Raw genomic sequence first — 14,089 nt, forward strand, 5'->3', positions numbered from 1 at the left:
GCAACAGCAGCGCGACCACCGCATTGGTGGCCAGCCCCGCCAGTGCCACGACGATCATCGGAATCCCCGGTACTTCCGGCGCATGGCCGATCCGGCTGATCGCTTCGCGAAGGATGATCGTCGCCACCCCGATCAGCAGGACGGCGTTGGCCACCGCGGTGAACACCTCGGCGCGGTGCCAGCCGTAGGTGCGGGCCGGCGAGGAGCTGCCGCGCCGGGCCAGCGCCAGGGCGCACAGGCCCATGAATGTCGCCGCCACGTCGGTCAGGATGTGGCCGGCGTCAGCCAGCAGAGCCATCGAGCCGATCACCAGCGCGGTGGTCAGCTCCACGACGAAGAACCCGCCCAACAGCACTGTGGCAGCAACCATTCTCGGCACGGGGGTGTCGCTGTTCGTGTGCTCGTGGCCGGCGCCCATGCGGCTAAATATATGCGTGAAAACGCATATATCGCAAGGCTGGATAGGCTACTGACAGCGTCGGGTCAGAACCAGGCGTGCCAGAACCGGGTCAGTTGCATGCCGGCGAGCGCCCAGTTGCTAGGCACGCCGGACAGTTCGTAGAACCAGAACACCACCCCGAAGAACCACTGGTTCAGCGGCGGCGCAATGAAGATCACCAGCAGGATCAGCCAGCCGAACTGCTTGAACGGTTCCAGCGCTCGCTGCGTCTCCGGACTCAAATGCGGCTCCAGCGCGCTGTAGCCGTCCAGGCCGGGGATCGGCAGCAGGTTCAGTAGTACCGCGGTGACCTGCAGAAAGCCCAGGAAGGCCACCCCGGCCCACAGCACCGGGTGTCGCGGGTCGAAGCCCAACCGGGTCACTGCCAGCAGCAGCACCGCGAGCAGCAAATTGGCCGCCGGCCCGGCCAGGCTCACCAGCGTGCGCTGCGCGGCCGTCATGAACGACGTCCGCAGATAGACCGCGGCGCCGGGCAAACCGATGCCGCCCAGCGCGATGAACAACATCGGCAGACCCAGCGACAGCAGCGGGCTGCTGTAGCGCCGCGGATCCAGGCTCAGATAGCCCTGCACCGCGATGTCACGATCGCCGAATCGCCATGCCATGAGCGCGTGACCGAACTCGTGCAGACACAACGACACCGTCCAGCCGGCGATCACGAAGATGAACACTGCGGCGTAGGCCAGCGCGCCCAGGTCGGCTCCGTCCCACCACGCGAGCACGCCGCCGAGCACCGCCACGCCGACGATGGCCAGAAAGATTGGGCTGGGCCGCACCGACGGGTGTAAGTCACGGCTGCTCACGTGACGAAGCTACCGACTGTGCCGACGATCCGGCTCCTCGCCCCTCGCGGCGCTCGTCACCGGACCAATAACCAGCCCTCGGTGTTGCGATAGAACGTCGACCGGCGCGCCGCCCTCGGCGCCGGCACGCCATCGCGGACCACGGCGACACCGCCGGTGCCCAGCTGCGCTGCCCGCCCGGCCAGCCAGCGGCGTGACTCGCCGCCCCACACCCGCGCCCGCAGGCCGGGCAGGGTGGCCGTCGGCTCGATCCGGACACCGGCAACCTCGCCGTCGAAAAGCACAGCGTCGTCGACGACGGCCTCGCCGTGCAGCAGCTGCTCGCCGTCGGTTGGTCGCCAATGCGCCGCGCCCACGATCGCCGTTCCAGTCTCGTCGCGGATCAGCGGCACCCGTCCAGCCGATCCGCGCCGCGCCCGTCGGGCCGCTCGGCGGCCCGCCGGCACCCGGTAAACCCGGGTGGCGGCGGTGCGCCGCCGCGGCGCATAGCCGACCTCGACGTCGAGTCGCCCGGCTCGCAGCAGCCGGGTGAGCACCGTCGCCAGGTCGGCGTCGACCCCGACCACCACCACCCGTCGCACTCCGACGATCGCGGCGTCGACGTCGCCGGGCTCGTCGATGTGCACCGCCGGCAGCCCGGTCAGCGGCCGCGGCACAGCCCCGATTGCCCCTCTGCTCAGCGGCCCGCTCGACGGGCCGCATCGTCGCGGGGCGTCTGCTTCGCCGAACATCAGCACGGCGATGTCGGGCCGTATTGTCACCGGGCGGTTTATTTGTCCGGCTCCTCCCCGCGCCTTTCGGCGCGTATCGTCGCCGGACGGGCCTCCTCGCAAACAGCTGCGATAGTGTGTGTCACCGGCTGGACCACAATATGCAGGAGAAACGCCATGCCGGCAATCGTCCTGATCGGCGCCCAATGGGGCGACGAGGGCAAAGGCAAGGCCACCGATCTACTCGGTGGCCGCGCCCAGTGGGTAGTGCGCTATCAGGGTGGCAACAACGCCGGACACACCGTCGTGCTGCCTACCGGTGAGAATTTCGCCCTGCATCTCATCCCGTCGGGTGTGCTCACGCCCGACGTCACCAACGTCATCGGCAACGGTGTGGTGGTCGATCCCGGCGTGCTGCTCGACGAGCTGAAGGGGCTCGAGGATCGCGGCGTCGACACCTCGAAGCTGTTGATCTCCGCCGACGCGCACCTGCTGATGCCCTACCACGTGGCCATCGACAAGGTGACCGAGCGCTACATGGGCAGCAAGAAGATCGGCACCACCGGCCGCGGCATCGGGCCGTGCTACCAGGACAAGATCGCCCGCATCGGGATCCGGGTCGCCGACGTTCTCGACCCGGAGGTGCTCACGCACAAGGTCGAAGCCGCACTCGAACTCAAAAACCAGATCTTGGTCAAGATCTACAACCGTAAGGCGCTGGACCCGGCGCACGTGGTCGAGGTCGTGCTCGAACAAGCCGAGGGCTTCCGGCACCGCATCGCCGACACCAGGCTGCTGCTCAACACCGCGCTGGAGGCCGGCGAAACGGTATTGCTGGAAGGCTCGCAGGGCACTCTGCTCGACGTCGACCACGGCACGTATCCGTATGTGACGTCGTCGAATCCAACCGCCGGAGGTGCCGCGGTCGGCTCGGGCATCGGGCCGACCCGGATCACCACCGTGCTGGGAATCCTGAAGGCCTACACCACCCGCGTCGGCTCCGGCCCGTTCCCCACCGAATTGTTCGACGAGTACGGCGAATACCTGTCCAAGACCGGCGGTGAGTTCGGCGTCACCACCGGGCGCCGTCGTCGCTGCGGCTGGTTCGACGCCGTGATCGCCCGCTACGCCACCCGGGTCAACGGCATCACCGACTACTTCCTCACCAAGCTGGACGTGTTGTCCAGCCTGGAGACCGTTCCGGTGTGCGTCGGCTACACGGTCGACGGCAAGCGTACCCACGAAATGCCCATGACCCAAAGCGATTTGGCTCGCGCCGAGCCGATCTACGAAGAGCTGCCCGGGTGGTGGGAAGACATTTCTGACGCACGGACCTTCGACGACCTGCCCGCGAAGGCGCGTGACTACGTGATGCGGCTGGAAGAGCTTGCCGGAGCACAGGTTTCGTGTATCGGTGTCGGCCCGAGCCGTGAGCAGACCATCGTTCGCCGCGACGTGCTGGCGGCGCGAGCGTGACCGAATCTTCGCAGAGCCCAGAACAACTCGATCCCGATTACGACCATCACGGCGGCTTTCCGGAATATGGCGCCGCCAGCCCGGGGCCGGGTTTCGGCCGGTTCGTCAGCGCCATGCGCCGGTTGCAGGATCTGGCGGTGTCCGCCGACCCCGGCGACGAGGTCTGGGAGGACGCCGCCGACCGTGCCGAGGCGCTATCCGCGCTGCTCGCGCCGTTTCACGCCCCGGAAGGCCAGGGTCCGGCCGGCCGATCGCCGCAACTGCCGGGAATGGGCAGCCTGCTACTGCCGCCGTGGACGATGAGCAGATTCGACCCCGACGGCGTCGAAATGCGGGGCCATTTCTCCCGGTTCCACGTGGGCGGCAACGGGGCGGTGCACGGCGGTGTGCTTCCACTGTTGTTCGACCATGTCTTCGGGATGGTGGTGCATGCCGCCGGTCGGCCGATCAGCCGGACCGGCTTCCTGCATGTCGATTACCGCAAGATCACCCCGATCGACACCTCGTTGGTCGTCCGGGGGCACGTCGGGGCTACCGAGGGTCGCAAGGCATTTGTCCGCGGCGAACTGCTCGATGGGGACACACTGCTGGCCGAGGCCAATGGCCTGATGGTGCGGCTGTTGCCCGGGCAGCCGTAATCGCGAGACGGTCGATCTCGCCCGCGCGTGCCTGCGGTTGTGACCGCGACAACCCCCGCCGTGTGGAGTAGCCTCGGACACAGCGGTAACTCACCCTCTCGACTAGCGGTCACCTTCCTTTCGGATCGAGGGTGGCGCTCGACCTCACCGATTGCAACGAGGTTTGTCTGTTACCGCGACCAGCGGGATCGTCGCCGACTCGGAGATGCGAGGCGAAGGCACCCTCGTCGGGATCTGGGCATGGATCGACACGATTCGTTCAGCCGGACCGGCGCTCTCGCACAACCCGTTTCACCGTTCTCCACCCGTTGGTGTGTGTTTGGAGTTTGTGACCTGATGCTTTTTCCCATGTCCCCAACCAATTCGATGTTCCTGCTCGCCGAGTCCGAGAGTTGTCAGATGCAGGTGGGCGGCCTGGCGTTGTTCTCCCCGCCTGAGGGCGCCCGCGCTTCGGACGTGCGCAAGATGTTCGCCGCGGCCGTCGGCCGCGACGAGGTGGCCGGCTTCTTTCGCAAACGGGCCCGCCGGTCGGTGACATCGCTGGGGCAGTGGGGCTGGGATTCCGGCGGCGACGTCGACCTCGACTACCACGTGCAGTATTCGGCGTTGCCGGAGCCCGCCGGGATGGCGGAGTTGTGGGCGCTGGTGTCCTGGCTGCACGCAGCCCGGCTGAACCGGGACCGGCCGCTGTGGGAGATACACCTGATCGAGGGGCTCGCCGACGGTCGGTACGCGGTCTACATCAAGATCCACCACGCGCTCGCCGACGGGGTGTCCGCGATGGAGATGCTGCGCGCGGCGTTGAGCGCGGACCCCGGCCGGCGCGGAGGGCCCGCGCTGTGGGAGCCGGTCGAGCCCGCATCGGAGCCCGCGCCGGCCGCGCCACGGGGCGGTCTGGATCTGTTACGGCTGCCGTCTTGGGCGATGGCGACGGCCTGGGGCGCGGCCCGGGAGGTCGCCGGGCTGGTGCCCGCGCTTGCCGGCACGCTCGAGCAAGCGTTGCGGCACCGCGATGGGCCGCTGTCGCTGGCCGCGCCCCGCACGATGCTCAACGTGCCGATTGACGGGGCCCGATCGTTCACCGGGCGCTCCTGGCCGTTGGAGCGGCTGCGTCTGGTCGCCAAGCAGAGCGACGCCACCGTCAACGACGTGGTGCTCGCCATGTGCGCCGGGGCGCTGCGCAGCTATCTAACCAGTAAGGGGGCGCTGCCGTGGGCGCCGCTGGTGGCGATGGTGCCGGTCTCGCTGCACGGCACCCGGCCCGAGGGCGGCGGGGGCGGCACCGCGGATGCAGGGAACAGGATCGGGTCGTTGACGTGCGGCCTGGCCACCAACCTGGCCGACGCCGGCGAGCGGCTCGCGGCCGTGCGGGCCGGCATGCGTGAGGGCAAGGCCGCGTTGGCCGCGCGCAGTCAGCTGCAGGTCCTCGCGATGAGCGCGCTGGGGGCCGTACCGCTCGCGCTGGGCATGCTGGTCGGTCACCACCGGCTGCTGCGCCCGCCGAACGTGATGATCTCCAACATATCCGGGTCGCCGGCGCCGCTGTATTGGAACGGCGCCCGCCTCGACGCCCTCTACCCGTTGTCGATCCCGGTTGACGGTCAGGCGCTGAACATCACCTGCACCAGCACCGACGACACGATTGCGTTCGGACTTACCGGCTGCCGCCACGCCGTCCCCGGGCTGGGGGCGATGACCGGGCACCTCGACGACGAACTCCGCCTGCTCGAGCGCGCCGCGGGAGTCTGACGACCGCGCTCGGCATCCCTCGGCCGGATCGCCGTTCGCCGCCGTTTCGGTGAGCCGCCATATCCTTGAGCAGCGTGCCGCAGTACGTGCAGCACCCTGACTCAGGGAGAAGGTGAAACCGGTGGCCCAGGACATGCCGCATGACGAGTCGGCTCACGGAAAGCACGAGCCGCCGGCCCAGCGCGACCCTGACCACGTACACCGGACCAAGGTGATGTTGCTGGGGTCGGGAGAGTTCAGCCGCGAGCTGGCGATCGCCTTCCAACGGCTCGGCGCCGAGGTGATCGCGGTCGAGCGGTATGCCGATGCGCCCGTGCATGGTGTCGCCGACCAGGCATTGGTTGTCAACATGGCCGACACCGACGAGTTGGGCGCGGTGATCAGGCGGCTGCAGCCGAATTTCATAGTCACGGCATCAGACGCGGTCGCCGGCGACGCATTGACGGCCGCGGCCGAAACCGGCGTCACCGAGGTTTTCCCCACCGCCCGCTGCGCGCGGCTCACCGCCGACCGGGAGGGACTGCGCCGGCTGGCCGCCGACGAACTCGGTCTGCCTACCGCCCCGTTCTGGTTCGCGGGATCGCCCGCCGAGCTACGGGCGGTGGCCGACCACGCCGGCTACCCGCTGCGGGTGCAACCGGTCGCCGGGATGGCCGGCGCGGGGCAGTCGATAGTTCTGCTACCGGCGGACATCGAGTCGGCCTGGCAGCGTGCGGTGTCGGCCGGTGGTCGGCTGGCGCACAACCGGGTGCTGGCCGAAACCCTCGTCGAGATCGACTTCCACGTCACCCTGCTCACCGTGCGCAGCGTTGGGCCCACCGGGCCGACGATCGATTTCTGCGCCCCGATCGGGCATGGTGAGGCCATCGGTGACGTGCAGGAATCGTGGCAGCCGCAAGATTTGAGCGCGGCCGCGTTGGATGCTGCCAAGTCGATCGCCGCCCGCGTCGTCAAGGCGCTGGGCGGGCGCGGCGTGTTCGGGGTGGAGCTGATGGTCCGCGGCGACGAGGTGTACTTCAGCGATGTCACCGCCCGGCCCTTCGAGAGCGGCCTGATCACGTTGCGCACTCAGCGGCTTTCGGAATTCGAACTGCAAGCGCGGGCAATCATGGGCCTGCCGACCGACGCCATCATGATTTCGCCCGGCGCCGCGGAGGTGATCTACGCCGGACATAACGGTTCCGGCCCGCCGGCTCAGAGCCCTAACGCGGTCGGTGTGCTGGCCGATGCGCTGCGTGCGCCGGAGAGCGACGCGCGAATGTTCGATCGCCACGAGCCCGAGGGACGCCGCCCGTTGGGCGTGGCCATCGTCACCGCCCTGGACGTCAGCACCGCGCGTAGCCGCGCCCGGGAGGTGTCGACAGCACTTCGCAGGCTTTGGTGATCGGCAGCGACGCGTTACCCACCAGCGCCCACCGACGGCGCTCCCAGCCAGATATGCGAGACTCGGGCGGGTGAGCTACGCAGGAGATATCACGCCGGAGCAGGCCTGGAAGCTGCTGGGTGAGAACCCCGAAGCGGTGCTGGTCGACGTCCGTACCGACGCCGAATGGCGCTTCGTCGGTGTGCCCGATTTGTCCGGCCTGGGCCGCGACGTCGTCTACATCGAGTGGAACAGCGTCGACGGCACCCGCAACGACAACTTCGTGGCCGACCTGACCGAGCAACTGCCGGCCGCCACCGGGGACCGGCCGGTGATCTTCTTGTGTCGCTCCGGCAACCGCTCCATCGGCGCGGCGGAGGCCGCCACCGGGGCTGGTTTCGCCCCGTCGTACAACGTGCTGGACGGTTTCGAAGGACATCTCGACGCCGACGGTCACCGCGGCGGGGTTGGCTGGCGCGCGATCGGGTTGCCCTGGAAACAAACATGACTGAGCCGAAATCGGTGCGGACACCGGAGCCGCTGCCCGACGGCGTCAGCCAGGCCACCATCGGAGTGCGGGGCGGCATCCTGCGGTCGCAGTTCGAAGAGACCGCCGAAGCGATGTATTTGGCGTCCGGCTACGTCTACGACTCGGCTGCCGCGGCGGAGCAGGCCTTCGCCGGCGACATCGACCGCTATGTCTACTCCCGCTACGGCAACCCGACGGTCAGCATGTTCGAGGAACGACTGCGGTTGATCGAGGGGGCGCCGGCGGCGTTCGCCACTGCGAGCGGGATGGCGGCGGTTTTCACCTCGCTGGGCGCGTTGCTGGGCGCCGGCGATCGGCTGGTCGCCGCGCGCAGCCTGTTCGGTTCGTGTTTCGTTGTGTGCAACGAGATCTTGCCGCGCTGGGGGATCGAGACCGTCTTTGTCGACGGCGACGACCTCACCCAGTGGGAGAAGGCGCTTTCCGTTCCGACCCAGGCGGTGTTCTTCGAGACGCCGTCGAATCCGATGCAGTCGCTGGTCGACATCGTCGCGGTCACCGAGCTTTCCCACGCCGCGGGGGCGAAAGTCGTGCTGGACAACGTCTTTGCGACCCCGTTGCTACAGCAGGGTTTTCCACTCGGCGTCGACGTGGTGGTCTACTCGGGCACCAAACACATTGATGGGCAAGGCCGTGTGCTGGGCGGGGCGATACTGGGTGACAAGGAGTACATCGACGGCCCGGTGCAGAAACTGATGCGGCACACCGGACCGGCGATGAGTGCGTTCAACGCCTGGGTAATGCTCAAAGGCCTTGAAACACTGGCGATTCGCGTCGACTATCAGAATTCCTCGGCGCAGCGGATCGCCGAGTATTTAGAGGGACACCCGGCGGTCAGATGGGTGCGCTATCCATTTCTGACGTCGCATCCGCAGTTCGATCTGGCCAAGCGACAGATGTCTGGCGGCGGTACCGTCGTCACCTTTGAACTCGACGTCCCCGACAGCGCGGCCAAGCGACGGGCCTTCGAGGTGCTGGACAAGCTGCGGGTAATCAACATTTCCAACAACTTGGGTGATTCGAAATCCCTTGTCACCCATCCGGCGACAACGACACATCGGGCGATGGGGCCCGAAGGGCGCGCCGCAATCGGCCTGGGCGACGGCGTCGTTCGAATTTCGGTCGGCCTGGAAGGCACCGACGATCTAATTGCCGACATCGACCAGGCGTTACGCTGAAAACTAGCAGCATACTCACAGCATTTTTAATCTGGTCGGTTACTCCCGTTTGGGGTATTAGCGCTGCGCGTTATCACGTTATTTACCTTGTCGTTTCCAGCTTTTTCCAGCGGGTTTGGTCGTTTAGAACCTTTAGTGCGATGGTCAAAGTGCTCGGTACCGTGAGTTAAGGCGTGTATGGCAACATAATGCGCCGATATCGCTGCCGGCTGAACAAATACGCCTGATTGCGCTGCGCCAGATATGGAGAGACCAGAGTGATTTCGTGCATTCGCCGCCCGCGGACGTCGCCTCATCCGTTGACCCGCGATTTTCTCGACTGGACGGTCGTTGTCGACGGACGCGAAGTTGCCTGGCAGAGCTATGCCGGTCCGCTGCGACTTGATGAGACAGACATCGCCATCGCTAGCCGCAAGTTGCTGTCGATCGAACCCTGCGACTTGCTCCACATGGTGGATGAGTATGTGGAGTTCTCGTCTCCGAACGATGAGCAATCGCGCTTGATCGTGCATTCGACCACACCGTTTGCGCGCGGCTTCGAGACAGACCTAACCGCGATGGTTGAGGGGCGACCGGTCTCGGACCTCACGACATACGTCGAGACTCGCGGTTTGTATCTCGCTCGCAGCGGCGATACAGCCGTCGGACGAACTCGCCCGTGGCGTCATGCGATCGCCAAAGAAGGGGTCCGGCGCTTGACGCTCCCGGATACCGATTACTACTACATGTCTCACGCGCTGCTGCGGCGGGCGGTCGATGCCGGCGACCGCGATCCCGTGCTAGCTCAGATGATCGAGATTCTGCGCGAGCGACCTTCGACTGTGGTGTCTCCGTACGACTTCGAACCCGAGTTCCAGATATTTGTCACCTGGCTGGCACAGGCCGCCGGTCTTCGGCGAATTCGCGTGGATGCCAACAATTCCCGTCTGGGAGCTTGGAACGGTAAGCGGATGTTACATCCGACCGTCGACTCGGCGCTGCGGCTGAACGGCCAAGTGTCCGACGAACCTGCCCCGCTCATCTTGGATCAGGAACATCGTGCGAGCGAGGCGTTTCAGGCTCTGCGCACAGCAATTCCCGTGATCCCGGGCTATACCGTTCCGTGGCAGGAGAATCGCTACGACTTCGGTCGTGATCTTCTGCGTGCGAGCGCGCTTTTGAAGGAGCGCTACGGCCTCTCGCACGGTTGCCTGAAGCCGTCCGACGGCGGAAATGGCGGCCGCATCGTCGCCGACATCGAACTCGATGACACGCCGCGGCTGGAAGAGCTCGCAACGAAGGCGTGGAACTTAGGCGGCGATCAAGTTCTCGAGGCGCACGTCACCTACTTCGAGCGACACATCGGCGGCGAGCAAGTTCTGACCACGCCGTCGGCCCATGTCCGGTCAGGAAAGTTGTTGGACGGGTTGACCCTTCAATTCATGCGCGGTACTGCGTGGAAGGGCAACATCTTCGTGGGCGCCGCAGACTGGCAGGGCCTCGGGCTGGAAAAGGCCATGTACGCTAAGCTGCGCGGAGCGATGGGCGACCTGTCGCGGCGGCTGGGCTTGCTGCATTGTGGCGTCGACTTTGCGATCGGGACGTTGGGCGGAAAGTTCGGCGATACCGTCGTGGCCGCCGTTCAGGACATCAACCCGAAAGTCACGGGTGCCTTGTTTTTGCGCGAGTTCATGGCGCGCCATCCCGCCGTCGGGGGAGGGGCAGCGACCCGTGTTCTCCTTCCGGAGGCTACGGCGAATGCGGAGAAGATCCGATCGCTCGTGTCGAAATTCTCAACGGCACAACAGCCTTGCGAGGAGATCGCCGTCGTGCCCGGACGTTGGGCGATGGTCGCCACGTCGGGGCAAACTTCGCTATCCGCCGGTGCTCAGGCGCTAACCCTGGAGCGGATGCTTGCCGTTGGCGCCGGAATGTAACACCGAACGCGTGGCACTCGCCGTCAACACACTAAGTGCTGAAGGTGTCGACGAGATAACAATTCCCGCAACAAGATCGCCGCGTAAATAATTCAGCGCGACGCGCCAGACGAATACCGGGAACAGCGCCTTGCGCAACTTATCGTCACTTCGTGTACCGCCGTACGGTTCTGAAGCTACCGCTGCTGTTGGCAGCGGGCACGGCTCTGGCCCAATCACCGCGTGCCTCGGCGGAGCCGCCCCGCGCTTCTGCCGAACCCAGTCGGTGGTCACCCGACCGCGCCAACAGTTGGTATCAAGCGCAAGGTTGGCCCGTCGGCGCCAACTTCATCACCTCCAACGCCATCAACCAGCTCGAGATGTTTCAGCCCGGCACCTACGACCCGCGGCGCATCGATACCGAACTGGGCTGGGCCCGGTTCCACGGGCTCAACACGGCGCGGGTCTTCCTACATGATCAGCTGTGGGCGCAGGATTCCCGTGGCTTCCAAACACGTCTCGCGCAATTCGTCGGCATCGCTGCGCGCCATCGAATCAAGCCACTGTTTGTCTTGTTCGACTCCTGTTGGGACCCGATGCCCAGACTGGGTCTGCAGCACCCGCCGATTCCCGGGGTGCACAACTCCGGATGGGTGCAGAGTCCTGGCGCCGAACGCATCGCCGACCCTCGCTACACCCGCACGCTGCAAGACTATGTCACCGGCGTGCTGACTCAATTCCGCAACGATGACCGGGTTTTGGGTTGGGACCTGTGGAATGAACCCGACAATCCCGCTAAGCAGTACCGCAGCGTGGAGAGGTCCGACAAGCTGGAACGCGTCGCGGAGCTGTTGCCGCAAGTGTTCGCGTGGGCACGTTCCGTCGATCCCCGCCAACCCCTGACCAGCGGGGTGTGGGACGGCGAGTGGGCAGATCCAGCGAGCCGCAGCACAATTGCCGGCATCCAACTTGCCAACTCGGACGTGATCTCATTCCACTCCTACGCCGGACCTTCGACCTTTGAGTCCCGGATCGGTGAGCTAACGCCGCAGGGCCGGCCGATCCTCTGCACCGAGTACATGGCTCGGCCGCAGGGCAGCACCGTCGAGAGCATCCTGCCAATTGCCAAGCGGCACAACGTCGGCGCCATCAACTGGGGTCTGGTCGCCGGTAAGACCCAGACCTATTTTCCGTGGGACTCCTGGAATCACCCGTACACGTCGATTCCGAAGGTATGGTTCCACGATCTGCTGCGGCCGGATGGAACGGCGTTTGAGGGCGATGAATCTCAGACGATCAGAATGCTGAGCTCCTCGACGGCCGGCTGAACTACCCCGCTTCTTGCTCGACGTGTTCGGCTTCCTCGGCCGCTGTCAACGCGTCCTGCGCCTGCGCTTGCAGCTGGTTCATCGCCTGCCGGGCATAGATCATCTGGCTGGTGATCGCCATCTGCCCCCGGCCGCGACCCAAAAACGTGATCATCCAAGCGAGCACGGTGGTGATGCGGTTTTTGTGGCCGACCAGGTAGTACAGGTGCAGTACCAACCAGGCCAGCCACGCGATGTAGCCGCCGAACTCCAGCTTGCCGACCTGTGCCACGGCATTGTGCCGTGAGATCGTCGCCATGCTGCCCTTGTCGAAGTATTTGAACGGAGCGCGGTGGGCCGGATCGTCGTGGCCTTTGAGTGAGCGCTTGATGCACTTCGTTGCGTAGGTCGCACCCTGGATCGCGCCCTGCGCCATCCCGGGCACACCGGGCACCGCCATCAGATCGCCGACGACGAACACATACGGATGTCCTTTGACGGTGAGGTCGGGCTCCACGATTACCCTTCCCGCACGGTCGATTTCGGTGCCGTCGGATTGCTTGGCAATCATTTTGCCCAGTGGGCTGGCCGCAACACCGGCCGCCCATACCTTGCACGCGCATTCGATGCGGCGCTGGGATCCGTCGCTGTCCTTGACGGTGATGCCTTGATAGTCGACTGCGGTCACCATCGCGTTGAGCTGGACGTCGACGCCCATTTTTTCCAGCCGTCGTTGGGCCATGGAACCCAGTTTCTCGCCCATCGGCGGCAGCACCGCGGGCGCAGCATCGAGCAGGATCACCCGGCAGTCGGTCGGCTCGATGTTTCGAAACGCACCGGCGAGCGTGCGCTCGGCGAGCTCGGCGATCTGCCCGGCCAGCTCGACGCCGGTGGGGCCGGCGCCGACGACGACAAACGTCAGGCGGCGTTGCCGCTCGGCCAGGTCGGTGGTGACCTCGGCCGCCTCGAAAGCGCCCAGGATCCGGCCGCGCAGTTCCAGCGCATCGTCGATGCTCTTCATGCCCGGGGCGTAGGTGGCGAAATGGTCATTGCCGAAGTAGGACTGCTGCGCCCCGGCCGCGACGATGAGGCTGTCGAACGGGATCACCGTGTGCATGTCCATCAGCCGCGACCGCACCGTCTGCGCCGTCAGGTCGATCCCTTCGACGTCGCCGAGCAGCACCTTGACGTTCTTCTGCTTACGCAGAATGAGCCTCATGCTCGGGGCGATCTCGCCCTCGGACAAGATCCCGGTCGCCACCTGATAGAGCAGCGGCTGAAACAGATGGCTGTTCGTTTTCGAGATCAGCGTGACGTCGACGTCGGCCCGCTTGAATGCTTTGGCGGCGGTGAGCCCGCCGAATCCCGATCCGACGATCACGACGCGGTGGCGGTGGTCGGTAGCCGGCACAGTCACGGACCTCCTCGGTTACGACTCCGCTTGGGTTTCAGGCTAGGCCGATGTCACACCTCAACCGAAATCTTGCCGGATCCGCGGCCGACGCGCCCGGGGTGCCGCATCGATGATCGTGAACGGATAGCAAAATTACCGGGGCTGGTCGCTGACAAATGCGGAGGTGCGGTAAGTGAGTGTCGCCAGATCCATTCTGCTGTTCGCGGTAGCCGCGCTATTCGAGATCGGCGGCGCCTGGCTGGTGTGGCAAGGTGTCCGCGAGCATCGCGGATGGATCTGGGCCGGCCTTGGCGTAATCGCTTTGGGTGCCTACGGGTTTGTCGCCACTTTCCAAGACGATCCCCAGTTCGGCCGCGTTCTGGCCGCCTACGGCGGTGTCTTTGTCGCCGGGTCGCTGGCCTGGGGCATGGCACTGGACGGTTTTCGGCCGGACCGGTGGGACATCATCGGCGCCGCGGTGTGCCTGGCCGGGGTCGGCGTGATCATGTATGCACCCCGCGGGCGGTAGTCAATCTTTAGGCTCGACGACGCCCGTCGCGTGCTGCGCGC

The 14,089-nt window shown here is 65.9% G+C and carries 13 protein-coding genes; 9 read left to right on the top strand and 4 right to left on the bottom strand.

Annotated features, from left to right (window positions below; all coding sequences use genetic code 11):
- The 3 genes from VKI00_RS27745 to VKI00_RS27755 all read right to left on the bottom strand — a co-directional run.
- Positions 1-418 (bottom strand): cation diffusion facilitator family transporter (locus VKI00_RS27745; protein ID WP_324443940.1); only part of this gene is annotated, 418 nt, incomplete at its 3' end.
- A gap of 65 nt (positions 419-483) precedes the next feature.
- Positions 484-1,263, bottom strand: coding sequence for a site-2 protease family protein (locus VKI00_RS27750; RefSeq protein WP_324443942.1), 780 nt, complete (start codon positions 1,261-1,263; stop codon positions 484-486).
- Between the two features lie 56 nt (positions 1,264-1,319).
- A complete protein-coding gene (locus tag VKI00_RS27755) occupies positions 1,320-1,994 on the bottom strand; it encodes a peptidase M50 (RefSeq protein WP_414687313.1) in 675 nt (224 codons plus the stop codon).
- A 156-nt stretch (positions 1,995-2,150) separates the two neighbouring features.
- Between VKI00_RS27755 and VKI00_RS27760 the strand changes: the two genes are divergently transcribed.
- The 8 genes from VKI00_RS27760 to VKI00_RS27795 all read left to right on the top strand — a co-directional run bounded on the left by VKI00_RS27760 (position 2,151) and on the right by VKI00_RS27795 (position 12,147).
- The gene (locus tag VKI00_RS27760) at positions 2,151-3,449 is read left to right on the top strand and encodes an adenylosuccinate synthase (protein WP_324443945.1); all 1,299 of its coding nucleotides are present in this window, start codon (positions 2,151-2,153) and stop codon (positions 3,447-3,449) included.
- On the top strand, positions 3,446-4,087 hold the full coding sequence (locus VKI00_RS27765; protein ID WP_324443947.1) for a PaaI family thioesterase: 642 nt from the start codon (positions 3,446-3,448) through the stop codon (positions 4,085-4,087). Before VKI00_RS27760 ends, VKI00_RS27765 begins: the two co-directional genes overlap by 4 nt.
- A gap of 336 nt (positions 4,088-4,423) precedes the next feature.
- Entirely contained in the window at positions 4,424-5,836 is a 1,413-nt protein-coding gene (locus VKI00_RS27770; protein WP_324443949.1) for a wax ester/triacylglycerol synthase family O-acyltransferase, read from the top strand.
- 133 nt (positions 5,837-5,969) lie between these two features.
- The gene (gene purT / locus VKI00_RS27775) at positions 5,970-7,220 is read left to right on the top strand and encodes a formate-dependent phosphoribosylglycinamide formyltransferase (RefSeq protein WP_414687314.1); all 1,251 of its coding nucleotides are present in this window, start codon (positions 5,970-5,972) and stop codon (positions 7,218-7,220) included.
- A gap of 70 nt (positions 7,221-7,290) precedes the next feature.
- Positions 7,291-7,707, top strand: coding sequence for a rhodanese-like domain-containing protein (locus tag VKI00_RS27780; RefSeq protein WP_324443954.1), 417 nt, complete (start codon positions 7,291-7,293; stop codon positions 7,705-7,707).
- Entirely contained in the window at positions 7,704-8,924 is a 1,221-nt protein-coding gene (locus VKI00_RS27785; RefSeq protein WP_324443955.1) for an O-succinylhomoserine sulfhydrylase, read from the top strand. The genes VKI00_RS27780 and VKI00_RS27785 overlap by 4 nt, the downstream gene beginning before the upstream one ends.
- 299 nt (positions 8,925-9,223) lie before the next feature.
- Positions 9,224-10,840 carry a hypothetical protein gene (locus tag VKI00_RS27790; RefSeq protein WP_324443956.1) on the top strand — a complete coding sequence of 539 codons (1,617 nt, stop codon included), beginning with the start codon at positions 9,224-9,226 and terminating at the stop codon, positions 10,838-10,840.
- 152 nt (positions 10,841-10,992) lie between these two features.
- Positions 10,993-12,147 (top strand): cellulase family glycosylhydrolase, encoded by a 1,155-nt coding sequence (locus tag VKI00_RS27795; RefSeq protein ID WP_324443957.1) that lies wholly within the window; start codon positions 10,993-10,995, stop codon positions 12,145-12,147.
- A gap of 1 nt (position 12,148) precedes the next feature.
- On the opposite strand, the gene VKI00_RS27800 is transcribed toward VKI00_RS27795, so the two are convergent.
- Complete coding sequence (locus VKI00_RS27800) at positions 12,149-13,543, bottom strand: NAD(P)/FAD-dependent oxidoreductase (RefSeq protein ID WP_324443958.1); 1,395 nt, start codon at positions 13,541-13,543, stop codon at positions 12,149-12,151.
- 169 nt (positions 13,544-13,712) lie between these two features.
- On the opposite strand from VKI00_RS27800, the gene VKI00_RS27805 reads away from it, so the two are divergent.
- The gene (locus VKI00_RS27805) at positions 13,713-14,048 is read left to right on the top strand and encodes a YnfA family protein (RefSeq protein WP_324443959.1); all 336 of its coding nucleotides are present in this window, start codon (positions 13,713-13,715) and stop codon (positions 14,046-14,048) included.
- The last annotated feature ends 41 nt before the right edge of the window (positions 14,049-14,089 follow it).

Origin of the sequence: Mycobacterium sp., from assembly GCF_035314665.1 — a bacterium.
In the GTDB taxonomy this organism is placed as follows: domain Bacteria; phylum Actinomycetota; class Actinomycetes; order Mycobacteriales; family Mycobacteriaceae; genus Mycobacterium.